12 protein-coding genes are annotated in these 17,629 nt (G+C 69.4%); 1 reads left to right on the forward strand and 11 read right to left on the reverse strand.

The window, feature by feature from the left end:
- Positions 1 to 84: 84 nt before the first annotated feature.
- A complete protein-coding gene (locus tag ACYQ5L_RS17130) occupies positions 85 to 975 on the forward strand; it encodes a cutinase family protein (RefSeq protein ID WP_459958686.1) in 891 nt (296 codons plus the stop codon).
- A gap of 80 nt (positions 976 to 1,055) precedes the next feature.
- Here the strand turns inward: ACYQ5L_RS17130 and ACYQ5L_RS17135 are convergent, their stop codons facing one another.
- The 11 genes from ACYQ5L_RS17135 to ACYQ5L_RS17185 all read right to left on the reverse strand — a co-directional run bounded on the left by ACYQ5L_RS17135 (position 1,056) and on the right by ACYQ5L_RS17185 (position 17,412).
- On the reverse strand, positions 1,056 to 2,567 hold the full coding sequence (locus ACYQ5L_RS17135) for a M1 family metallopeptidase (RefSeq protein ID WP_459958687.1): 1,512 nt from the start codon (positions 2,565 to 2,567) through the stop codon (positions 1,056 to 1,058).
- 92 nt (positions 2,568 to 2,659) lie between these two features.
- Positions 2,660 to 4,531: a M4 family metallopeptidase gene (locus ACYQ5L_RS17140; protein WP_459958688.1), complete on the reverse strand. Its 1,872-nt coding sequence runs from the start codon at positions 4,529 to 4,531 to the stop codon at positions 2,660 to 2,662.
- A 165-nt stretch (positions 4,532 to 4,696) separates the two neighbouring features.
- On the reverse strand, positions 4,697 to 5,542 hold the full coding sequence (locus ACYQ5L_RS17145; RefSeq protein ID WP_459958689.1) for a ParB/RepB/Spo0J family partition protein: 846 nt from the start codon (positions 5,540 to 5,542) through the stop codon (positions 4,697 to 4,699).
- A 628-nt stretch (positions 5,543 to 6,170) separates the two neighbouring features.
- Positions 6,171 to 6,767, reverse strand: coding sequence for a TetR/AcrR family transcriptional regulator (locus ACYQ5L_RS17150; RefSeq protein WP_459958690.1), 597 nt, complete (start codon positions 6,765 to 6,767; stop codon positions 6,171 to 6,173).
- A gap of 5 nt (positions 6,768 to 6,772) precedes the next feature.
- Complete coding sequence (locus ACYQ5L_RS17155) at positions 6,773 to 8,248, reverse strand: alpha-L-fucosidase (RefSeq protein ID WP_459958691.1); 1,476 nt, start codon at positions 8,246 to 8,248, stop codon at positions 6,773 to 6,775.
- Positions 8,249 to 8,346: 98 nt separating this feature from the next.
- A complete protein-coding gene (locus ACYQ5L_RS17160; protein WP_459958692.1) occupies positions 8,347 to 8,742 on the reverse strand; it encodes a hypothetical protein in 396 nt (131 codons plus the stop codon).
- Positions 8,743 to 8,961: 219 nt separating this feature from the next.
- A complete protein-coding gene (locus ACYQ5L_RS17165; RefSeq protein ID WP_459958693.1) occupies positions 8,962 to 11,487 on the reverse strand; it encodes a cation-translocating P-type ATPase in 2,526 nt (841 codons plus the stop codon).
- Between the two features lie 2 nt (positions 11,488 to 11,489).
- The gene (locus ACYQ5L_RS17170; RefSeq protein ID WP_459958694.1) at positions 11,490 to 11,825 is read right to left on the reverse strand and encodes a spore germination protein GerW family protein; all 336 of its coding nucleotides are present in this window, start codon (positions 11,823 to 11,825) and stop codon (positions 11,490 to 11,492) included.
- Positions 11,826 to 11,942: 117 nt separating this feature from the next.
- Positions 11,943 to 14,816, reverse strand: a complete 2,874-nt coding sequence (locus tag ACYQ5L_RS17175) for an alkaline phosphatase D family protein (protein WP_459958695.1) — start codon at positions 14,814 to 14,816, stop codon at positions 11,943 to 11,945.
- Positions 14,813 to 17,104 carry a PEP/pyruvate-binding domain-containing protein gene (locus ACYQ5L_RS17180; protein WP_459958696.1) on the reverse strand — a complete coding sequence of 764 codons (2,292 nt, stop codon included), beginning with the start codon at positions 17,102 to 17,104 and terminating at the stop codon, positions 14,813 to 14,815. Before ACYQ5L_RS17180 ends, ACYQ5L_RS17175 begins: the two co-directional genes overlap by 4 nt.
- Positions 17,101 to 17,412: a hypothetical protein gene (locus ACYQ5L_RS17185; protein ID WP_459958697.1), complete on the reverse strand. Its 312-nt coding sequence runs from the start codon at positions 17,410 to 17,412 to the stop codon at positions 17,101 to 17,103. Before ACYQ5L_RS17185 ends, ACYQ5L_RS17180 begins: the two co-directional genes overlap by 4 nt.
- Positions 17,413 to 17,629 lie beyond the last annotated feature (217 nt).

Consider the following 17,629-nt stretch of genomic DNA (forward strand, 5'->3'; position numbering starts at 1 on the left):
TACGTTCGGAGACTGTGGTTTTACTGGAATATGAATTCGAAGAAGGGCACGGTTTCGTGCATACGCTGTCTATTCACCGCGCTCGTGACCGCCGGGCTCACCATGGGTTGCGCAGCCGTGGCCTCGGCCGCCGCGCCACCGCCCGCGAGTTGCGCGGCGACATTCAACCTGTTCATTCCCGGCACCTGGGAAACCGACGAGAAGGCCGATCCCACACGGCCCGTGGGCATGCTCGGGCCGATTGCCGAGGCCGTCGAACGCGAGCAGGGGGCGGAATCGGAGATCTTCTTCACGCCCTATATCGCCCGCGCCTTCGACGACGGCCACACCTACGCCGACAGTAAGAACACGGCGATACTCAATGCGGGGAATGTATTGCGCGACTACTTCACGCGGTGCCCGGATGCGTTGTTCACCATTACCGGGTACAGCCAGGGCGCCGATGCCGCCGGCGATATCGCCTCCGCCATCGGCAACGACCGTGGCCCGGTGCCCGCCGACCGGGTGCTGGCCGTCGGCCTGCTCTCGGATCCGGCGGCGGGGACGGCGGGGGAAACCGTTGTCGGGCCGCGTCCGGTCGGCACCGGGATCGCCGATCCCCGGCCGCTGGGCATGGGCGCGCTCACCGGGCGGGTCTCCTCGATATGCCATCCCGAGGATCTGTACTGCGCGATCAGCAAGAGCGACAGTCCATTGCTCGGGCTGCTGGGTTCGGTGCTGAGCAAAACCTCCAGTGGCGCTGCGATATCGGATGAGCCGGGCATGTTCACCGATAGCGCATTCCCCGATACGGCCGACACCACGGATACCGATCTGGGCACGCTCCTCGACGAAGGCATCGATATCGCGGAGTTCTACGCCTCCGGCGTGCACGGGGGATATGGATCTCTCGTGGTCGACCAGCTGGGGCGCACGGCTTTGCAGTGGCTCAGCGATTGGCTGAACCGGCTGATCGGCAGCGCCACACCCGAATAGCACCGAATGGAGAGGCCGGTCCCGAGGGACCGGCCTCTCACTGTGCTGCCGCTCTATCGGCCGAATCGTAGTGCCCGGCCCTATTTCCGGTCACCGTCGCCGAACGGCCAGGCTGCCTCCTCCTCGGACTCGGGCGCCTCCTCCGTCTGCTGCACGGTCCGATCGCCCAGGCTGCCCGGGTACAGGTATTCGTCCGCGGGCCGCTCGGTGCCGTTCAGCCAGGCATCGAAGAAGCCCGTCAGATCCTCGCCGGTGCGGGACTGGAAGAACTCCCGCAATTCCGGGATCGAGGCATTGCCGTTTCGATGGTCCTCCGCGAAATCACGGACCGCGGTGAAGAACACATCGTCGCCGATGGTGCGGCGCAGCGCGTGCAGGAACAGCGGTCCGCGGGAGTAGACGGTGGTGAACTCATTGCCCTTGCCGGCGTCGTAGAGCGGTATCGACCAGATGTCGCGCTGTTCGGCGCGGGCGAGAGCGCGCAGATAGATGGCGTCGGGATCGCGATGGTTCTTGCGTTCCGGCCACAGGATGTCGGCGGTGTAACTGGCGAAGCATTCGTTCAGGCAGACATCACGCCACTGCTTCACCGACACCGAATTGCCCCACCACTGATGGGCGTTCTCGTGGACCACGGTATTCATGTCCGTCCACGGCGCGTAGATGGGCCGGGTCTGGGTTTCCAGCGAGAAACGCAGATCGGTGTCCACATAGATGCCGCCACCGGATTCGAACGGATAGGACCCGTAGAGGTCCTGCAGGACCGTGAGGACGCCCGGCAGCTGCTTCTCCAGTTTCTGCTTCTGCTTGGCCGCGTCGGGGGCGAAGTAGCTCTCCAGATTCACCTTCTCCGACAGCCGCTGTTCGAGCTTGGTGAACTTGTCGATCGCGACCGTGGTCAGATAGCCGATGATCGGGTCCTTCGCCTCCCAGGTGACGGTGTGACCGCCGTCGGCGGGCACATCGCCGGTGCGGATCCCGTTCGACGCCACCTCCCAGCCGGTGGGCACCGTGGCGTGGACGGTGAACGTGGCCTTGTCCAGCGGTGTGTCGTTGAGCGGGTACCACGTGGTGGCGGAATGGGGTTCGCCCGCCGCGAAGGCGCCGCCGGTCGGTGTGTAGGTCCAGCCGTTGCCCTTGGTATCGGCCGCCGTCCCGGCGTAGTCGACGACCACGGTGAACGACTGTCCTTGCGGCAGTGGCGCTCCCGGGGTGATCACGAGTTCGTGTTCCCCCTGCCGCTGGAACTGCGCGGGCGCGCCGTTCACGGCGACGGATTCGACCGGGGGACCGGCGAAGTCGAGATTGAAGGCCGACAGATCCTGGGTGGCCTTCGCGGTGACCGTGGTGGTGCCGTCCAGATGATGGGTCGGCGGGTCGTAGTCGATGGCGACGTCGTAGTGGACGGCGTCGTACCCGCCATTGCCGTCCTGCGGGTAGTAGGGGTCGCCGAGCCCGTCGGAACCGGGTGTGGCCGCGGTCGTGCCCGCGGTGGCGTCGGAGGCGTTGTCGGGCAGCGCGATTGCCGGCGCGGCCGTCATGAGGCTCAGTGCGAGAGCCAGCGCCGAGGCGGAACGAAGGTGGATGGACATGGAACACAATCCCTTTCGCGAAGCATCAAGAGGGGAGGGGGCCGGGCGTCGCACCCGTGCGATGCGACACCCGGCCCCGAAAGCGGTGGGAATCAGGCGGATACGTCGAGCGACGGCATCTTCACGGCCTTGGTGGCCTTGACCACCTGTGCGCAATCGGCGGCGGTCGTGCCCGCCACGTTGTTCTGCACATTCGTCCGGCACGCGGTCGCCAGCGTGCTGCTCAATGTCGAATAAGTGGCATTCGACGACAGCAGGGTCTGCGCCGTGAAGTACAGCTGCGACGCCTTCTCGACGCCGATACCGGAAACGGTTTCACCATTGAGGCTGCCGCCGTCGGTGATCAGCTGCGCGGCCTTGTTGCCCACCCCGCTGTTGATGTGGACGAACGCGCTCTGATTACTGCCGCTGTACCAGTTCGGGCCCCGATAGGTATCCGGATCGCCGAGCGCCCCCGGATTGTTCATATCGCGGATGACCCCGAGGGAACTGCCCTCACCCAGCTTCCAGCGGTTCTGCGGAGTATCGTCCGTGCTGCCATTGGTCAGGTCGGTGAGTTCGCCGAAGATATCCGACATCGATTCATTGATCGCGCCGGATTCATTGCGATAAACCAGCCCGTTGACCCGTTCGGTCACGCCGTGCGTGAGCTCGTGCCCGGTGATGTCGTCGGTGCTGACGCCCTCGCCGTAGGCCATCTGCTCGCCGTTCCAGAACGCATTGGCGTACGGGCAGCCCGGATCGCCGCTACTGGGGTAGGTGCAGACGCGGACGGTGGCGCGCAGCGCCTTGCCATTGCCGTCGCCGGTGTCGAATCCGATCAGGGCGGTCAGATCGCGCAAGGCGGTGTGCTGGGCATAGAACTTGTCGGTGTCACCGAGGAATTGGTAGATATTGTTGACATCGGCCACGGCGGCCGGGCCCTGGCCCTCGGTGCGGGCCGGTTTGATCGCGGAGGTCGCGCCGCATCGGACCGAGGAGTTCGACAGGCTGACAACCTTTCTCGCCGCATCGCAGACCACGCGGTTGATGTGCTTGGTCTCGCTCCACTTGTCGAGCACCTGATCGGTCTTGTTGGCGTCGACGAAGACCGACCAGGTCACCGGCTCGCCATCCTCGACGGTCTCCCCGCCCTTGACCACCGTGACCAGATAGGCCGGGACGGCGACGCTGCGGGCATCGGCCACCGATGCGAGTTTCGGGTCGTACCAGCGGGATTCGGAGCCAGCGACGGTGAGCTGGTCGGCGGGCTGCCCGCTCTCGGCGGCAATGGCGGCGAGCGCGGTCTGCGCGGCGGCCTCCGGCGGGGCGCTCACATCGCCGGGGAACTCGCCCTGCGATTCCTGGGTCAGCGCGCCGGTCACCGAGATGAGCGCGCCGTCGGCGGCCAGTGACTGGGCCACCGACGCGCCGTAGACCGGCACCGAGTTGATCTCCTGGCGCAACCGCACCGTGGAGCCCTCGCCGATCTCGAGCACCTGATCGACGACGAGATCGCCGACCGGCTCACCGCCGAACAGCTTTTCGACCGATTCGGCCTGCGCCGCCGCGGCGGCCGGGGCCTCGGCCGGGGTGCCCGGGGGAGCGGGCACCGGCGCCTTCGGCACCACCTGGGTGACCACGCCCTGCGGGTCGGTCAGCACCTCCTTCGGCGCGGACTCGAGATCGGTGCCCTCCGGCGCCCGCTCGGTCGTGGGTGCCTGCTCGGTAGTCGGCGCCTGCCCCGTGGTGGGGGCTTGCTCGGTCGTCGGGGCCTGCCCGGTAGTGGGCGCCTGCTCAGTGGTCGGCGCCTGCTCTGTGGTGGGTGCCGGCGCGGTGGTGGGCGCCGTTTGGGTCGTGGGCGCGGTCGGGGAAACCGGGGGAGTGGTCGGCTGCTGGGCGAGGGCGCCGTTGCTGGTCGCGAAAACCGTTGCCGCGAAAGCGATCGCCGCGGTGGCGGTGAGGCGCTTCGCCCTTCGATTCATCGAATTCATATTCAAGTAGAACCACGTTCGAGGCGTTTTCCTCGACTGGGGACGACTGGGGAATGCATTGTGCCATAGCGCTATTCGCGCAGAGAAATAGCGCAACCGCGCAACCGTCCACAGGGTCGCGCAGTTACGCTATATCTTTCGAATCAGCGCGTGCCTTCAACTGCGCAGGCGATCGCCGACTCGGGCCGCGAAATCCTGCCAGTTGGCCGCATTCTGCCGCGCCATATCCAGAATGAGGTTCAGGCAGTGCTCGGGAATGCGATCGGCCAGATCCACCGATTGGGTCGGCGTGCGCGGGCTGGCATCGAGCCAGCGCAGCAGCGTGCGTCCCGCCTCGGTCAGCCGCAGCGACGGATCACGTCGCAGACTCTGCAACACCGCCGCGGCGCACACCCGCTCCATCGGCACCGGAGCCGGTGGCGTAATGCCGCCGCCGGCACAGTTTTCGGTGCGACCCTCGCGCTGCGCGGGCGTATCGCGCACCCGCCGCATGCGCCCGTCCCGGCCGAGCCGCTGCCGGGTCTGGGGAACATCCCCAGACGACTGCTTGCGCACCGCGCCGACCGTCTTGTGGTCCAGCCCGGTCACCTCGGCCACCTTGCGATCCGACCAGAGCGGGTACATCCGCATGATCCGCAGCGCCGCCGCCTTGCGTTCGACCACCGAGAGCGGCAGGCCGTGCGTGATATTGGCCCGCACCGCCAGCACGAAGGCCTCCTCCTCGGTGCCGTCGAAGAAGCGCGCTCGAATCATGGTTGCGCCCCTGGATTTCGCGGCTTGCAATCGGTGGGCGCCATCGATCAGCCGCATGGTTTGCCGATGCACGAGGACCGGCGGCAACTCGGTCTCGGCCCGCGCCAGCAGGTTCGTATGCCGGCCGTACTCCGTGCGCACACGCAGTGCGCCACTGGTTTCTATCGAGTCGACGGGAATGTCGACGATCGGGTCCACACTCCCTCCCCTCGTCATGACATCGTCCGCGTCCAAACGGGTTTCGTTCACGGCGGTACTCTCCTGCTCCGAAGCTGCGATCACATTCCGTAGCCCATCCAGCACCCCTCACCGCCGACCCCGAACAGCTCGAAACAACGGCAATGATCGGGAGAGAAGACACCGCGCCGTGTCCGGTCAGTGAAGATCATCCGGTGCGGTCAGCAATATTTCACATTGGAACTTTCGCGGCAATGTTTCCGCGCGCGGGGATTCTCGCAAACCCTTCGGCAGCAGATTGATTCGGTGCGGACATGACCGCATCGCGAAGGCGCGACAGCGCCGACTATCGGCGCGCAAAAGAATCGATCGGCGAGCCCGCAGACCGACTACAACTGCGCCACAGGATATCTCACTCCGGCCTACTCCCATTCCCATTCGCACAATTACTCTCGCAATCCGAACTGTGAAACGTTGCGATGGGGCGTGCGAACAGGTTTCGGCGGCCGATCCGGCGCCGGTAGGGTCCATGGCTGCTCGCGCGAGAGACCGCTGCACCGCCCGGCCACCGTCCGCGGCACGGGGATCGGTCTCATGCCCACCCTGGACGAGGTCCTCGCCGCGTTCCCGGCGCAGCGGCCGGCCACCGAGAATCCGGATCGGGACCGGGCGCTCGGGCATCCTGCTCGTAGCTTCCGGCTCACCCTTCGGTGGCGGCCCGGATCACGGTGAGCAGTTCGCTTGTGCACGTGGTGAGATCGAAGTCGGGATCGGCGGCAGTGCGCGCGATCACGCCATTGCGCAGTGACAGGATGAACCCGGCCATCATATCGGTGTCGAAATCCCGGAATTCGCCCGCACGTTGCCCGCTCGCCAGCAGATCGGCCAGCTTCGCTCGATCCGAAGCCGCCAGGATTGCGGCGTTTTCGCTGTCGGGTGCGGCGGTCTGGATGCGCAGCATCGCCACCAGATGGTTGCGATGCTCGCGCAGGAATTCATTGTTCGCGACTATGAATGCGGCGAGCCGTCCGGCGGCGGTGTCGGCCGCGCTGCGCGCCACCACGAAATCGGTGAATTCGGCCAGAACCGTGCGCATCACCTCCGCGATCAGGTCCTGTTTGCCCGCGAAGTGATACGAGATCATCCCGGTGCTGCTGAGCCCCGCCCGGCGTGCGATGGCGGTGAAAGAGGCACGGGCGTAATCGGTCTCGGCAATCGTGTCGATGGCCGCCCGCACGATCTGTGCGCGCCGGGCCTGCTCGGTCACGGTGAGCGCGTCGCGTTGCTTTGCCGCCACGATCCTCACAGCCCCCTGATCGCGAGCACGAAGGCATGTTGTTGCGGCGCGGCTTGTTGCGGCTCGGCCTCGGCCGGCAATTCGACCTGCAGATCGCCGCCGCGTTGCTGCCAGGCCAACGCGGGCGCGCCACCCACGAGCCCGATTGCGGCACCGGCGGGGATAACCACGTCGCGCAGGGTGATCGCCCCGGCGGGCTGATCGGCGAGCACGATCGCGTACACGGCGTCGCGACCGCTGGTGAACCGCACGGCGTGTCCATCGGTCGTGGTGGTGGAACACCGCTCCCAGGGCACCGTGTCGTAGATTGCGCCCGAATTCCGCGCGAGCCAGGCGCCGAGCGCCCGCAACGGCTCCCGCTGCAGATCGGGTATCCGGCCGCGCCCATCGGGGCCGACATTCAACAGGAGATTGCCACCCTTGGCGACCACGTCCGCCAGCAGGTGGATCACCTCGCCCCCGGTGAGCGTATCCGCGGCGGTTTCCGCAGCGTTGTACCCGAACGACCTGCCCAACCCCCGGGTGAGCTCCCACGCCCCGGACGGAACATCGGCGGGCGCGGCGTATTCATGCGTCGCGAAGTCGTAGTGAAAGTCCTTGGTCGGGTCGGGAATCGGTTTGCCGAGCCTGCCCATCGCCCGCAACGCCACCCCGATGAACCGCAGATACGCCGCCCGGGCGAGCCGATTCCCGGGCAGCTTCGCCTGCACCCAGCGATCGTTCACCACACCATCGGGCACGGCGTCGTAGTAATGCGCCATGATCTCGTGCGGATCCACCTCGGCCGGCCAGCCCATATCGTTCCAAAGAATCGACGGCGCATAGGCATCGATCAATTCCCGCCACTGCGCGGCGGCATAGCGCGCGTACTCCGCCCCCAGCGCCTGATGCCGGATCAGATCGGTCATCGTCCGTATCGGCGTCGTCCGGAACGTCCAGTCCATGCCGCCGCAGTAGTACAGGCCCATCCGCAGCCCCCGCTCCCGGACAGCCCGAGACAGCTCCCCGACCACATCGCGAGGCGACCGATAGTCCTCCGCCACGTGCGGATTACCAATGCCCTTCGGCCACAACGGATACCCATCGAGATGCCGTGACACCAGCACCACATACCGAGCCCCCGCCCCCGCGAACAGCTCCGCCCATTCAGCGAAGTCGACCCGCCGGGCAGCGTCCTCGAAGTCGCCCTGAAAGCCGCTGTACTCGAACCGTTCTCCATAGGTGGCCGCATGATGAATCGCGGTGGGAGACCCCGGAACTCGCATCGAATTGAGATACCACTCGGCATACGGAATCCGATCGGCAGTCGTCGCGCCGCTGCTGAGATCTCGCATGAATGCCGTGTAATCCCCAGCTCCGCCCGCTGCGAACCCCGGCACCGAATACAGCCCCCAGTGCACGAAGATCCCCAGCTTGGCACCGCGGTACCAGTCCGGGACCTGCCGCCCTGCCAGCGACTGTCGATTCGGCGCATAACTCATCGGCACTCCTGGAAGTCGTACGGTCCGCCCTACGGCCAACACTCTTGCTTGGCCAAGCAAAAATCAGCATACATAAGCAAACAGGCTGCCGCCCAGGCTCACTCCACGACCCGCAAATAGCCACTGACCGCCATATCCAATCGCCGACGCTCCGCAGGCCGCAGGCCGCGGCCGGCATCCCAGCGCGTCAACACCATCTCGTCACCCCGCCACTCGGTATGACTCACAGCATCGATATCGACCGCGAAAAACCGCCACGAATCCCGCGGCCGCCACCCACTGCGCGCCTCGACCGCCGCCGCAGTGGCCGCCCGCTGCCCCTCGTCCCCGACCTCCCGAACCCGCCCCCGCACCGAACTCTCGTCCCCCGGCTCCGCGGCATCGCACACCGGCGTTCGCACCAGAGCACGCGGATCACGCCCGAGATCCCGCACCTTGTACGTCCCCGCAATCATCACCAGCATCAATTCGCCACGCACGAAATGGATCTCCACCGGACTGATCCTCGCCGTCCCATCGCGCCGAACCGTCCCCACCAGCCCGAACCCGAACCGAGCAAACCCCGCGCCGACCAGCGTCGCCAACTCAGGCGCCGCCCCCTCGAACTGGCCCCACCTCACCCCTCCACGCTAGCCCCATCCGATCCGAAACGGCATCGACCGGGAACTGGTGGCGGACCCTACTCGGCCGATGCCGCCACCAGTTCCCGGTGATCACTTGACCAGCTCAGTTCCTCGGCTAACCCGTTCAGGGGCGGGATGCAGGGCGCGGTCGAGGCGGGCGGCGAGGAAGCCGAGGGTGGCCAGGGCGGCGACGGTGAGGAGGTCGGTGGGGGAGAGGGGCTCGGTGTGCAGGAGGTCTTGGAGCGGGGGGAAGTAGAGGGCGGCGGATTGTAGTGCGAGGGCGGCTGTTACGGCGACGAGGAGCATGGGGTTGGCGAGGGAGAAGAGGCGTGTTCGGGAGCCCAGGGCTACGCCGAGTTGGGTGGCGCCGAGGGCGAAGAAGGCCATGGTTTGCCAGGGGCGGTCGGTGTGGTGGGCCCAGACTGCGACGCCGAGGGTGACGGTGGTCAGGACGAGGGCGATGCGTAGGACGCGCTGCCACAGGCCTGCGCCGAGAATGCTCTCGGTTGGTGGGCGGGGGGCGCGGCGCATGGTGTTGGGGTCGGCGGGCTCGCCGCCGAGGGCCACGCCGGGGAGGCCGTGGGTGAGGAGGTTGATCCAGAGGATCTGGGCGGGGGTCAGGGGGAGGGGGAGGCCGAGCAGGGGGCCGGCGAGCATGACCGCGATTTCGGCTGTGCCGCCGGATAATCCGTAGACCAGGAAGCGGCGGATATTGGCGTAGATGCGGCGGCCTTCCTCGACCGCGTGGACCACGGTGCCGAGCTCGTCGTTGGCGAGCACCAGATCGGCTGCCTGCCGGGCGACTTCGGTGCCGCGCCCGCCCATGGCCACGCCGATGTCGGCGCGGCGCAAGGCCGGTCCGTCGTTGACGCCGTCGCCGTTCATGGCGACGATCTGGCCGTCGTGGCGCAGCGATTCGATGATGTCGAGCTTCTGGCCGGGGGTGGCGCGCGCGTAGACGGTCGCGTCCGGCAACCGGTCGGGATAGGTGCGGCAGTCGATGACGGGATCGCCGGTGGCGATGATCCCGGTGTCCATGGCGATCGCGCGGGCCGTGCCGGGATGGTCGCCGGTGATCAGCAGCGGGCGGATGCCCGCGGTGCGGCACGCGGCGATGGTGGCGGCCGCGGCGGGCCGGGGCGGATCGAGGATGGCGATCAAGCCGAGCAGGTGCAGCCCGTGCTCGGGATCCTCCGCGGCGGTGGGCATATCGTCGCGATCACCCTGGGCGACGGCCAGCACCCGGAAACCGTCGTGCGCCAGTTCGTCCGCGCGATCGGCCGCGCGCCGCAGCAAGGCCGGATCATCGGCCAGCACGGCGGAATTCAGGAGGGCTTCGGGAGCGCCCTTGCAGATGACGCGAAAGCGGCCGTCGGGTAGCCGGTGCACGGTGCTCATGCGTTTGCGATCGCTGTCGAACGGGCGCTCGGCACAGCGCGGCGACCGGGCCAGCAGCGCGTCGCGATCCACGCCGAACCGGAAAGCCGCGGACAGCAGCGCGATTTCGGTGGGATCGCCCAGGAATGCCTCGCCCTGCTGCGCGCCATCGGGCGGCATCAGGTGCGCGTCGTTGCACAGCGCGGCCGCCGACAGCAGCTGTTCGGCTTCGCCGCGCGGTCGCGCCGCGCTGGCGGGGTCGATGTCCTCCAGCGTGAATTCCGTTGCCGGGGTCCAGATCCGGCGGGCGACCATGCGTCCCTCGGTGAGGGTGCCGGTCTTGTCGGTGGCCAGCACCGTGACCGCCCCGAGCGTCTCGACGGCGGGCAGCTTGCGGATGAGCGCGTGCCGATCCGCCATCCGCCGCGCCCCGAGCGCCAGGCTCAAGGTCACCACGGCGGGCAGCGATTCGGGAACCGCGGCCACCGCGAGACTGATGGCGGTGACGGCCATGAGCTCCACCGATTCACCGCGCGCCAGTCCCAGACCGAGCACGATCAAGCACAGTCCCACGGTGACGGCCGCCAGCAGCCGGCCGACATCGATGAGCCTGCGCTGCAAGGGTGTCAGCCCTTCGCGCTGCTCGAGCAACCGCGCGATGCGGCCGGTGGCGCTGCGCGCGCCGATGGCGGTGACCACGGCCCGGCCGCGGCCCTTCACCACGACGGTCCCGGCCGACAGCGCGCGGTCGCCGGTGACCGATTTGTCCACCGGCACCGATTCGCCGGTCAGGGCGGACTCGTCGACCAGCAGGGACATGGCCTCGGTCACCGTCGCGTCGGCGGGGACGATATCGCCCTCCGCGAGGACCAGCAGATCACCGATCACCACCTCGGCGGCGGGGATCTGCGCCTGCTGCCCGTCCCGGGTCACGCGCGCCGTGGGCGCGGTGAGCTGCGACAGCGCCGAGATCGCCCGGTCGGCACGCAGCTCCTGACCCACTCCCACCGCGGTATTCACCACGACGACGAGCAGAATCACCGACATATCGGTCCAGTCGCCGATCACCGCCGTCAGCGCGGCGGCCACCAGCAACACCATGATCAGCGGATCGCGCAACTGGGTGGCGACGCGCTGCCACCACCGCACCGGCGCTGGCTGGGGCAGGATATTGGCGCCGTCGCGGGCCCGCCGGGTCGCCGCCTCGGCGGACGACAACCCGGCGAACGTGGTGGTCACCGCTACCGCTCGTAGGCTCTGGCGAGGCGCGCACCGATGATCATCGCGATCGCGATCACGAACCCGGCGACGGTGATCACCCGGTTGACGTCGACGGCCGGCTGCCAGCGCAACTGCCCGTCCTTCAGCACGAAGGCGCCGACCGGTTTGGCGCCGATGCCGTAACCGCCGCCGGATCCCTCCTGCCCGTCCTTGTCATGGCCGCCACCGCCGCCCGCGCCCCCGGAGACCGCGGCCGCCGCGATCACCGTGACGCCGTCCCGCTCGACCGGTTCGGCGTAGACGCGTTTCACCGTAGCGCTGTCCTTCGCGGCCGCGAACAGTTCTTCGACCTTCATGATGCTGCCTCCGTGGTAGGTGTCGGGCACTACCCAGTCTCGGTCGGCCCCGGCACCGCGGACAGGGGCCGATGGACCCCGCCACCGTGCGCGAAAGGCCCCAGTGCGCTGCCGCGGTCAGGTTCGCCCGCCCGGAACGGTGAAGGTCAGACTGGCGAGAACCGTTCCGTCCCAGCGCTTACCGCTGAGCGTGACGCTGACCTCGGCGCCGTTGTCGGTGATATCGAGGACGCCGTACTGGCCGCCGCCCGGGAAGACGCCCTCGCTGTACGGTCCGCCCTTGACGCTTCCGGGCCGATCCAGCGCCGCGGCACTGAGAATCGGGAACCCGTACCCGCCGCGCGCGGAGTAGTCGCTGTTGGTGCCGTCGTCGATGGCGACCATGTGCGCGTCACCGGAGACCATCACCAGATTCCGGATTCCGGCGCCGGCGATCGCCTCGCCGATGCGCTGCCGTTCGCCGGCGTGACCGGGCCAGCCGTCGCCGCCGGGCTGTGCACCGCTGATCCAGGGCAGCGAACTGCCCCACACCACCAGGGCGTGCGTGCGGCTCGAGCGCACCAGTTCGTCGATGAGCCAATCGGTTTGGGGCGCGCCGAGCAGCGAATCAGCGGTCTCGGCCGAGCGCGAATCGGTGAGCACGAAACGCACCCGGCCGATGGTGAAGGTCTGATTCACGGTGCCGTCCGGGGAGACGAACCGATAGTGCGGAACCGTGGTGTCGAAGGCGGTCCGGGAGGCCGCCCGTCCCGGGAAGGCCGCACCGGCATCATTGGGGCCGTAGTCGTGGTCGTCCCAGACGTAGGCGATCGGTGCGCTGCGGTAGAACGCCGCTTGTCCGGGCTGTGTCAGCAGCCGGTCGTAGGCGTCGTAGAACGGCCCGGTGGAGGTGGCTTCGATATTCGCGTAGTGCAGGTCGCCCAGTGCGAGGTGGAACAGCGGGTGTTCACCGGTGAGAGCGTCGAAGACGGCCCCGTTGGAGCCGACCCGGGCGCATGCGCCCGCGGTGACCCGGAAGGACATGGGCCCCTCCGATGGCGTCATGAAATGCCCTGTGCCGCGCGAGGAGTCGGCGACGCCGTCGACGACGAGGGTGTAGGTGTAGGCCGTCGCGGGGCGCAGGCCGTCGGCGTTCAGGCGGACGATCCGATGGTCCCCCGCGTCCACCGCCGCCGTGTCCACCGCCGTCGAACCGTCTCGGGGCTGCAGCCGCAGGAAAGCCTCCCGGTGGCCCGATGCGAGCCGCGCGGTGACCGTCACGCCGTCGGCGCGCAGCGCGCCGGACCACACCCATTCGACCCGGTCCACGGCGAGCGCGGGCGCCGTGCTCGCCGGATGCGTGGGACCGAAATAGATGGCGTACACCCGATTCGCGCCCACCCACGTCGTGCCCAGCAGCAGCATGGTCACCAGCGCCAGCACGACCAGCTCCAGCGCGGTGCGGCGATGCTGCCAGCTCAGCCACAGCATGACCGCGGGCACCAGGGCTCCCGCCGTCAGCAGGATGGCATAGCCGGGCTGATACTCGATCGCGGCGAAGATGCCCAGACAGGTTGCGGCGAAAGCGATCAGCACCGCCCCGACCGCCTCCCAGCGCCACCCCACGAGAGCGCCCAGCGACACCACGCCCGCCAGCGCCAGCTGGACCGGCCGCTCGATATCGGAGCCGAAGACGAATCCCTCACCGCTGGCGGGCACGCCGACGGTCACCGTGAGCACGGCCAGGGTCACCGCGACCGCGGCGGCCGACAGATGCGCCAGCATCCGCACCACCGAGGCCGCGGGCACGGTGAACGGAATGGACCCGTGCGGCGGGTGCGGGTGCGCGGACTCGGCCGGCGACCACGGGCAGCCACGGCAGGCGACGTGCGCGCGGGGCGTGTCGATGATCCAGCGTGCCCCGAGGACCAGCATCAGGCCGATGGCCGCACCGCCGAGAACATCGGTGGGCCAGTGCAATCCGTCGGCGACCCGGTCGAAGGCGGTGCCGGCGGCGGCGGACCCGAGCACCAGGGTGAGGGGGGCGACGACCGAACGCCGCCCCAGCAATGTGGCCGCGGCCAGCGGGACCAGCCCGGCGACGATGACGGCCTGGATGACATGGCCGGACGGATAGGAATCCCACGCGCCGGCCAGCGGCCCGTCGGGGGGCCGGAACCGCTCGATGATGCCGCGCAGCACGACACTGGCCAGCAGCCCGAAACCGGTTGCGGCGGCATAGGACACGGCGAGCGCCCGGCAGCGCATGGCGGCCAGGCCGACCAGCACCGCCAAGGCCAGGATCGTGGGCGTGGCGAAGGCCAGATTCGTGAACCGCGTCCAGAACGCGACCGACATGCCGTCGAACCAGTCGGCGACATAATGGTCGAAACCATCCACCACGTAGGGCGAAGCGCCCACGACCAGGGACAGCAGCCCGGATACGGCGGCGGCGGTCATGAATCCGGCCCCCAGCCGCCAGGACGGCCGCCCCTGCCATTGCGCGCCGTCCACCGGCCTGGTGGTCAGCAGTGAGGTGGTGAGCACGCGGTTCAACCGCCGCGGCGGCGTCGGATACCGCGCGAACACGATGGCCGCCACGATGCCATAGCAGCACGCCGCGGCGCCCACCAGCAGCGAAACCCACAGCAGCCAGGCGATATCGGCGACCCAGCCCGGCTGCTGGAAGTAGTTGGCCACCGACCCGATGGTCACGTACACCGTGCCGCCGAGCAGGGCCAGCGCGGTGAGCAGATAGACCGGGCGGGGGCGCAAGCCGCGGCGTTCCGGCGGATCCGGTTCGCGCGCACCGAGAGTCAGGCGCGCGACCGCGTGGCCGTCGATACCGGCGCGTTTGGCGCGTGAGGCGTCGTCGCTGTGGCGCACCAGTTCCCGCAGTTCGCTGGCCAGCCAGAACAGCAGCCCGACGCTCATGACCGCGGGCACGAAGATGTGCAGGCCGTCGGCGCCGAACAGTTCGGCGCGGCGGCGGGCGCGGGCGGAGGATGTCATGACCGGACCTCGTCGTCGAGCAGTGTCACGATGCCGGTGTCGCCGTCGACCTCCACCCGGCGCCCGTCGAGAGCGCGCGCGGCGCCGGGCAGGTTGAACACGGCCGGAACCCCGAATTCCCGCGCCAGGATCGCCGCGTGCGACAGCGGGCCGCCCTGTTCGATGACCATGGCCCCGCAGCGCATGAGCAGCGGCGCCCAGGACGGGTCGGTGGTCACCGCGACCAGCACCTCGTCCAGGCCGATCGGCTGGTCGGATGCGGTGAGATAGCGTGCGGTGCCGCGGAATCGGCCGCTGCCCGCCGCCCAACCGGTGAGCCGCCGGCCGAGGGGTGCGGGTGCGGCGGCGGGCGCGGGCCGCCCGTGGAAGTGCTGTGGCAGCGGATCCTGCTGCTCGTGCCGGGTCAGCCAGCGGCGGCGGCGTTCGAGCAGCGCCGGAGCGGGTGCGGGGCGCCCGCGCAGCGCGCCGCGCACTTCGGCGACGGTGAGCAGTTCGACATCGGCCGGTGCGGGCAGCGCGCCGGAGCCGGCGAGCCGGCGGCCGATCTCGAGGTGCACGCGCCGAATCTCACCGCCCAGCAGCATGATCGCCTGCTTGGCGCGTTCGCGTCGCTCGAGTTGCGCGGCGGCCTCGTGGGCGAGCCGTTCGATCTGCCGTTGCCGCAGCCATCGGCCCGGAGCGGACTCCGGCCAGCGCGTGCTCGCCTCGATGTCGTGCATGACGTGGTCGAAGGCCTCGGGGTGCAGGGCGCGCGCGGCCGGGGGCGGTTCGCGGTGCGATTCGAGCCAGGTCGGGCCGCCCGGTATCGCCGCCGAGGCGCGCGCGGAGACGGTGACGGTCGTGGCGGGGACCGCCAGCAGATCCGCCAGCCGTCCCGCTTCCGGTCCGGGGGCGTAGCGGCCGAGCACCGTCCGCAGCCCGGCGCGGATGGCGCCCGCATCGGCGGCGACGCTGACCTCCGCGGTCATGGCCCGGACCCCGAGGTCGAGCAGCGCGAGCTGGTAGCGCAGCAGCTCGTCGTCCGGCATGGGACCCGGATCCGGTGCGGCAGCGTCGATTTCGCTCGCCGCCCGGATCACCACGTCGGCATCGAAACGAGCCCGCCGGCGCACCGCCGCGGCACGGAGCCGATGCCGGGCCGCCGCCACCCGGGACCGCGCGGGCGCGGTATCGGCGATGCTGCCGCCGAGGTCCGCGTCCAGGGCCGCGCGGCCGTGCACGCGCCGCAGCAGCCGATGCGGCGCCCGCCCGTCGGGCGGCGAGCCGAGCCCGTGCAGCAGGCCGCGCAGCCCCTCCTCGACCAGGAACGAACAGACCTCCCAGCGCAGCGGCGGCAACACCCCGGGCAGCATCTCGGCGATGCCGGCGGTGGTGTGATGGCGGCCGGTGAGTTCGGCGGCCGGGCTGTCGAACGGGTCGGCGGCGTCGGCGCGCACGGTGATGGGCCGCGCCTGCACAATGGACAATCGGCTGCCGTCCCACGCCCATTCGACATCCTGTGGCCGGCCGGCGCGCCGTTCGATCTCCCGCGCGGTCGCCAGCAGCGGGGCCACCTCCGGGCCGGAGCCGGGCGGCGGCGACCCGTCCGCGATCCGCAGCACCCGCGGAGTTCGCTTGCCGGACACCAGCACATCGGCCAATCCGGTGACGGTTTCGATGCGGACCGTCCCATCGGGGCCGGTCGGATCCTGGGTGAAGAGCACGCCGCTGCGCTGGGCGGGCACCATGGGCATGATGAGCGCGGCCATGGCGACGTCGCCCTCGTCGATGCCGAGCGCCCGCCGGTACGCGCGCGGGGCCGCATGGTGCAGCGATGAGAACACCGTCAGGACAGCGTGTTCGAGCGCATCGGCGGCGGCCGCGTCGACATCGAGGACCGATTCGTACTGACCGGCGAAGGACGAGGCGTCCATATCCTCCACGGTCGCCGAGGAGCGCACCGCCACCGCCCGCCCGCCACTGATCCGCGCGACGGCTTCGCGCAACTGCGCGATGATCTCGGTGGGCAGTCCGGCGTGCTGGAACGCGGCATCGATGGCGGCGGCGGGGATCTGCTCGCCGCCGCGCAGTCGTCGCAGGAGCGCGGCGACGTCGGGCTCGGCGGCGACCGCCCGGTAGGCCGCGGCGGTGACGCACGCGGCGGGGGGCACCGGCATGTTCCAGCCGATGAGGCGGTCCAGTGCGGCGGCCTTGCCGCCGACCAGCTGCCCGCCCGCGCCGCTGCCGTCGAGAATGCGGACCGTCTCTGCGCCGGCCGGTGCCGTGACCTGAGAAACGGTGCTGGTCATGAGATTTCACCCTCGTCGGGGCCGCCGGTGAGTCCGGCCCGGTAGGCGGCCACCGCCCGGTCGGCGAGCCGGCCGGTGGGTTCGCCGCCCTCCGCGGCCCGCAGCGTCAGCCAGCGGGCGAGGTCGGCGCGCAGGCTCACCGTGCGCCGCCCGCCCAGCCGGGCGGCGGCGAGCCCGCCGAGCGCCAGGATCGCCGCGAAAATCGCGACCAGGTCCCAGGTCCGCGCGGTCGCGGCGTCGATCAGGCCGATGAGCGCGGCCGCGACGACGGCCAGCAGCAATGCTCGTGCGCGCGAATCGAGGGTCATGCCGGGCCTCCGCGGTGGATGTCATTGCTGAACATGGATTTCTCCTTCATCGGACCGCGGGCGCCGCTGTCTTCCGGTGGCACGCGGCCGTTCAGTCATTCGAGCAATCACGAGAGCGGCGCGAGTAGGGGCCCGGGTCCCCGGATGAAGAGGCATTGGACCTGCGCCCTTGCGCACAATGGAACTACTCGGCCGCCCCCGGGCTGCCGACGATAGG

Source organism: Nocardia sp. IFM 10818, from assembly GCF_054655275.1.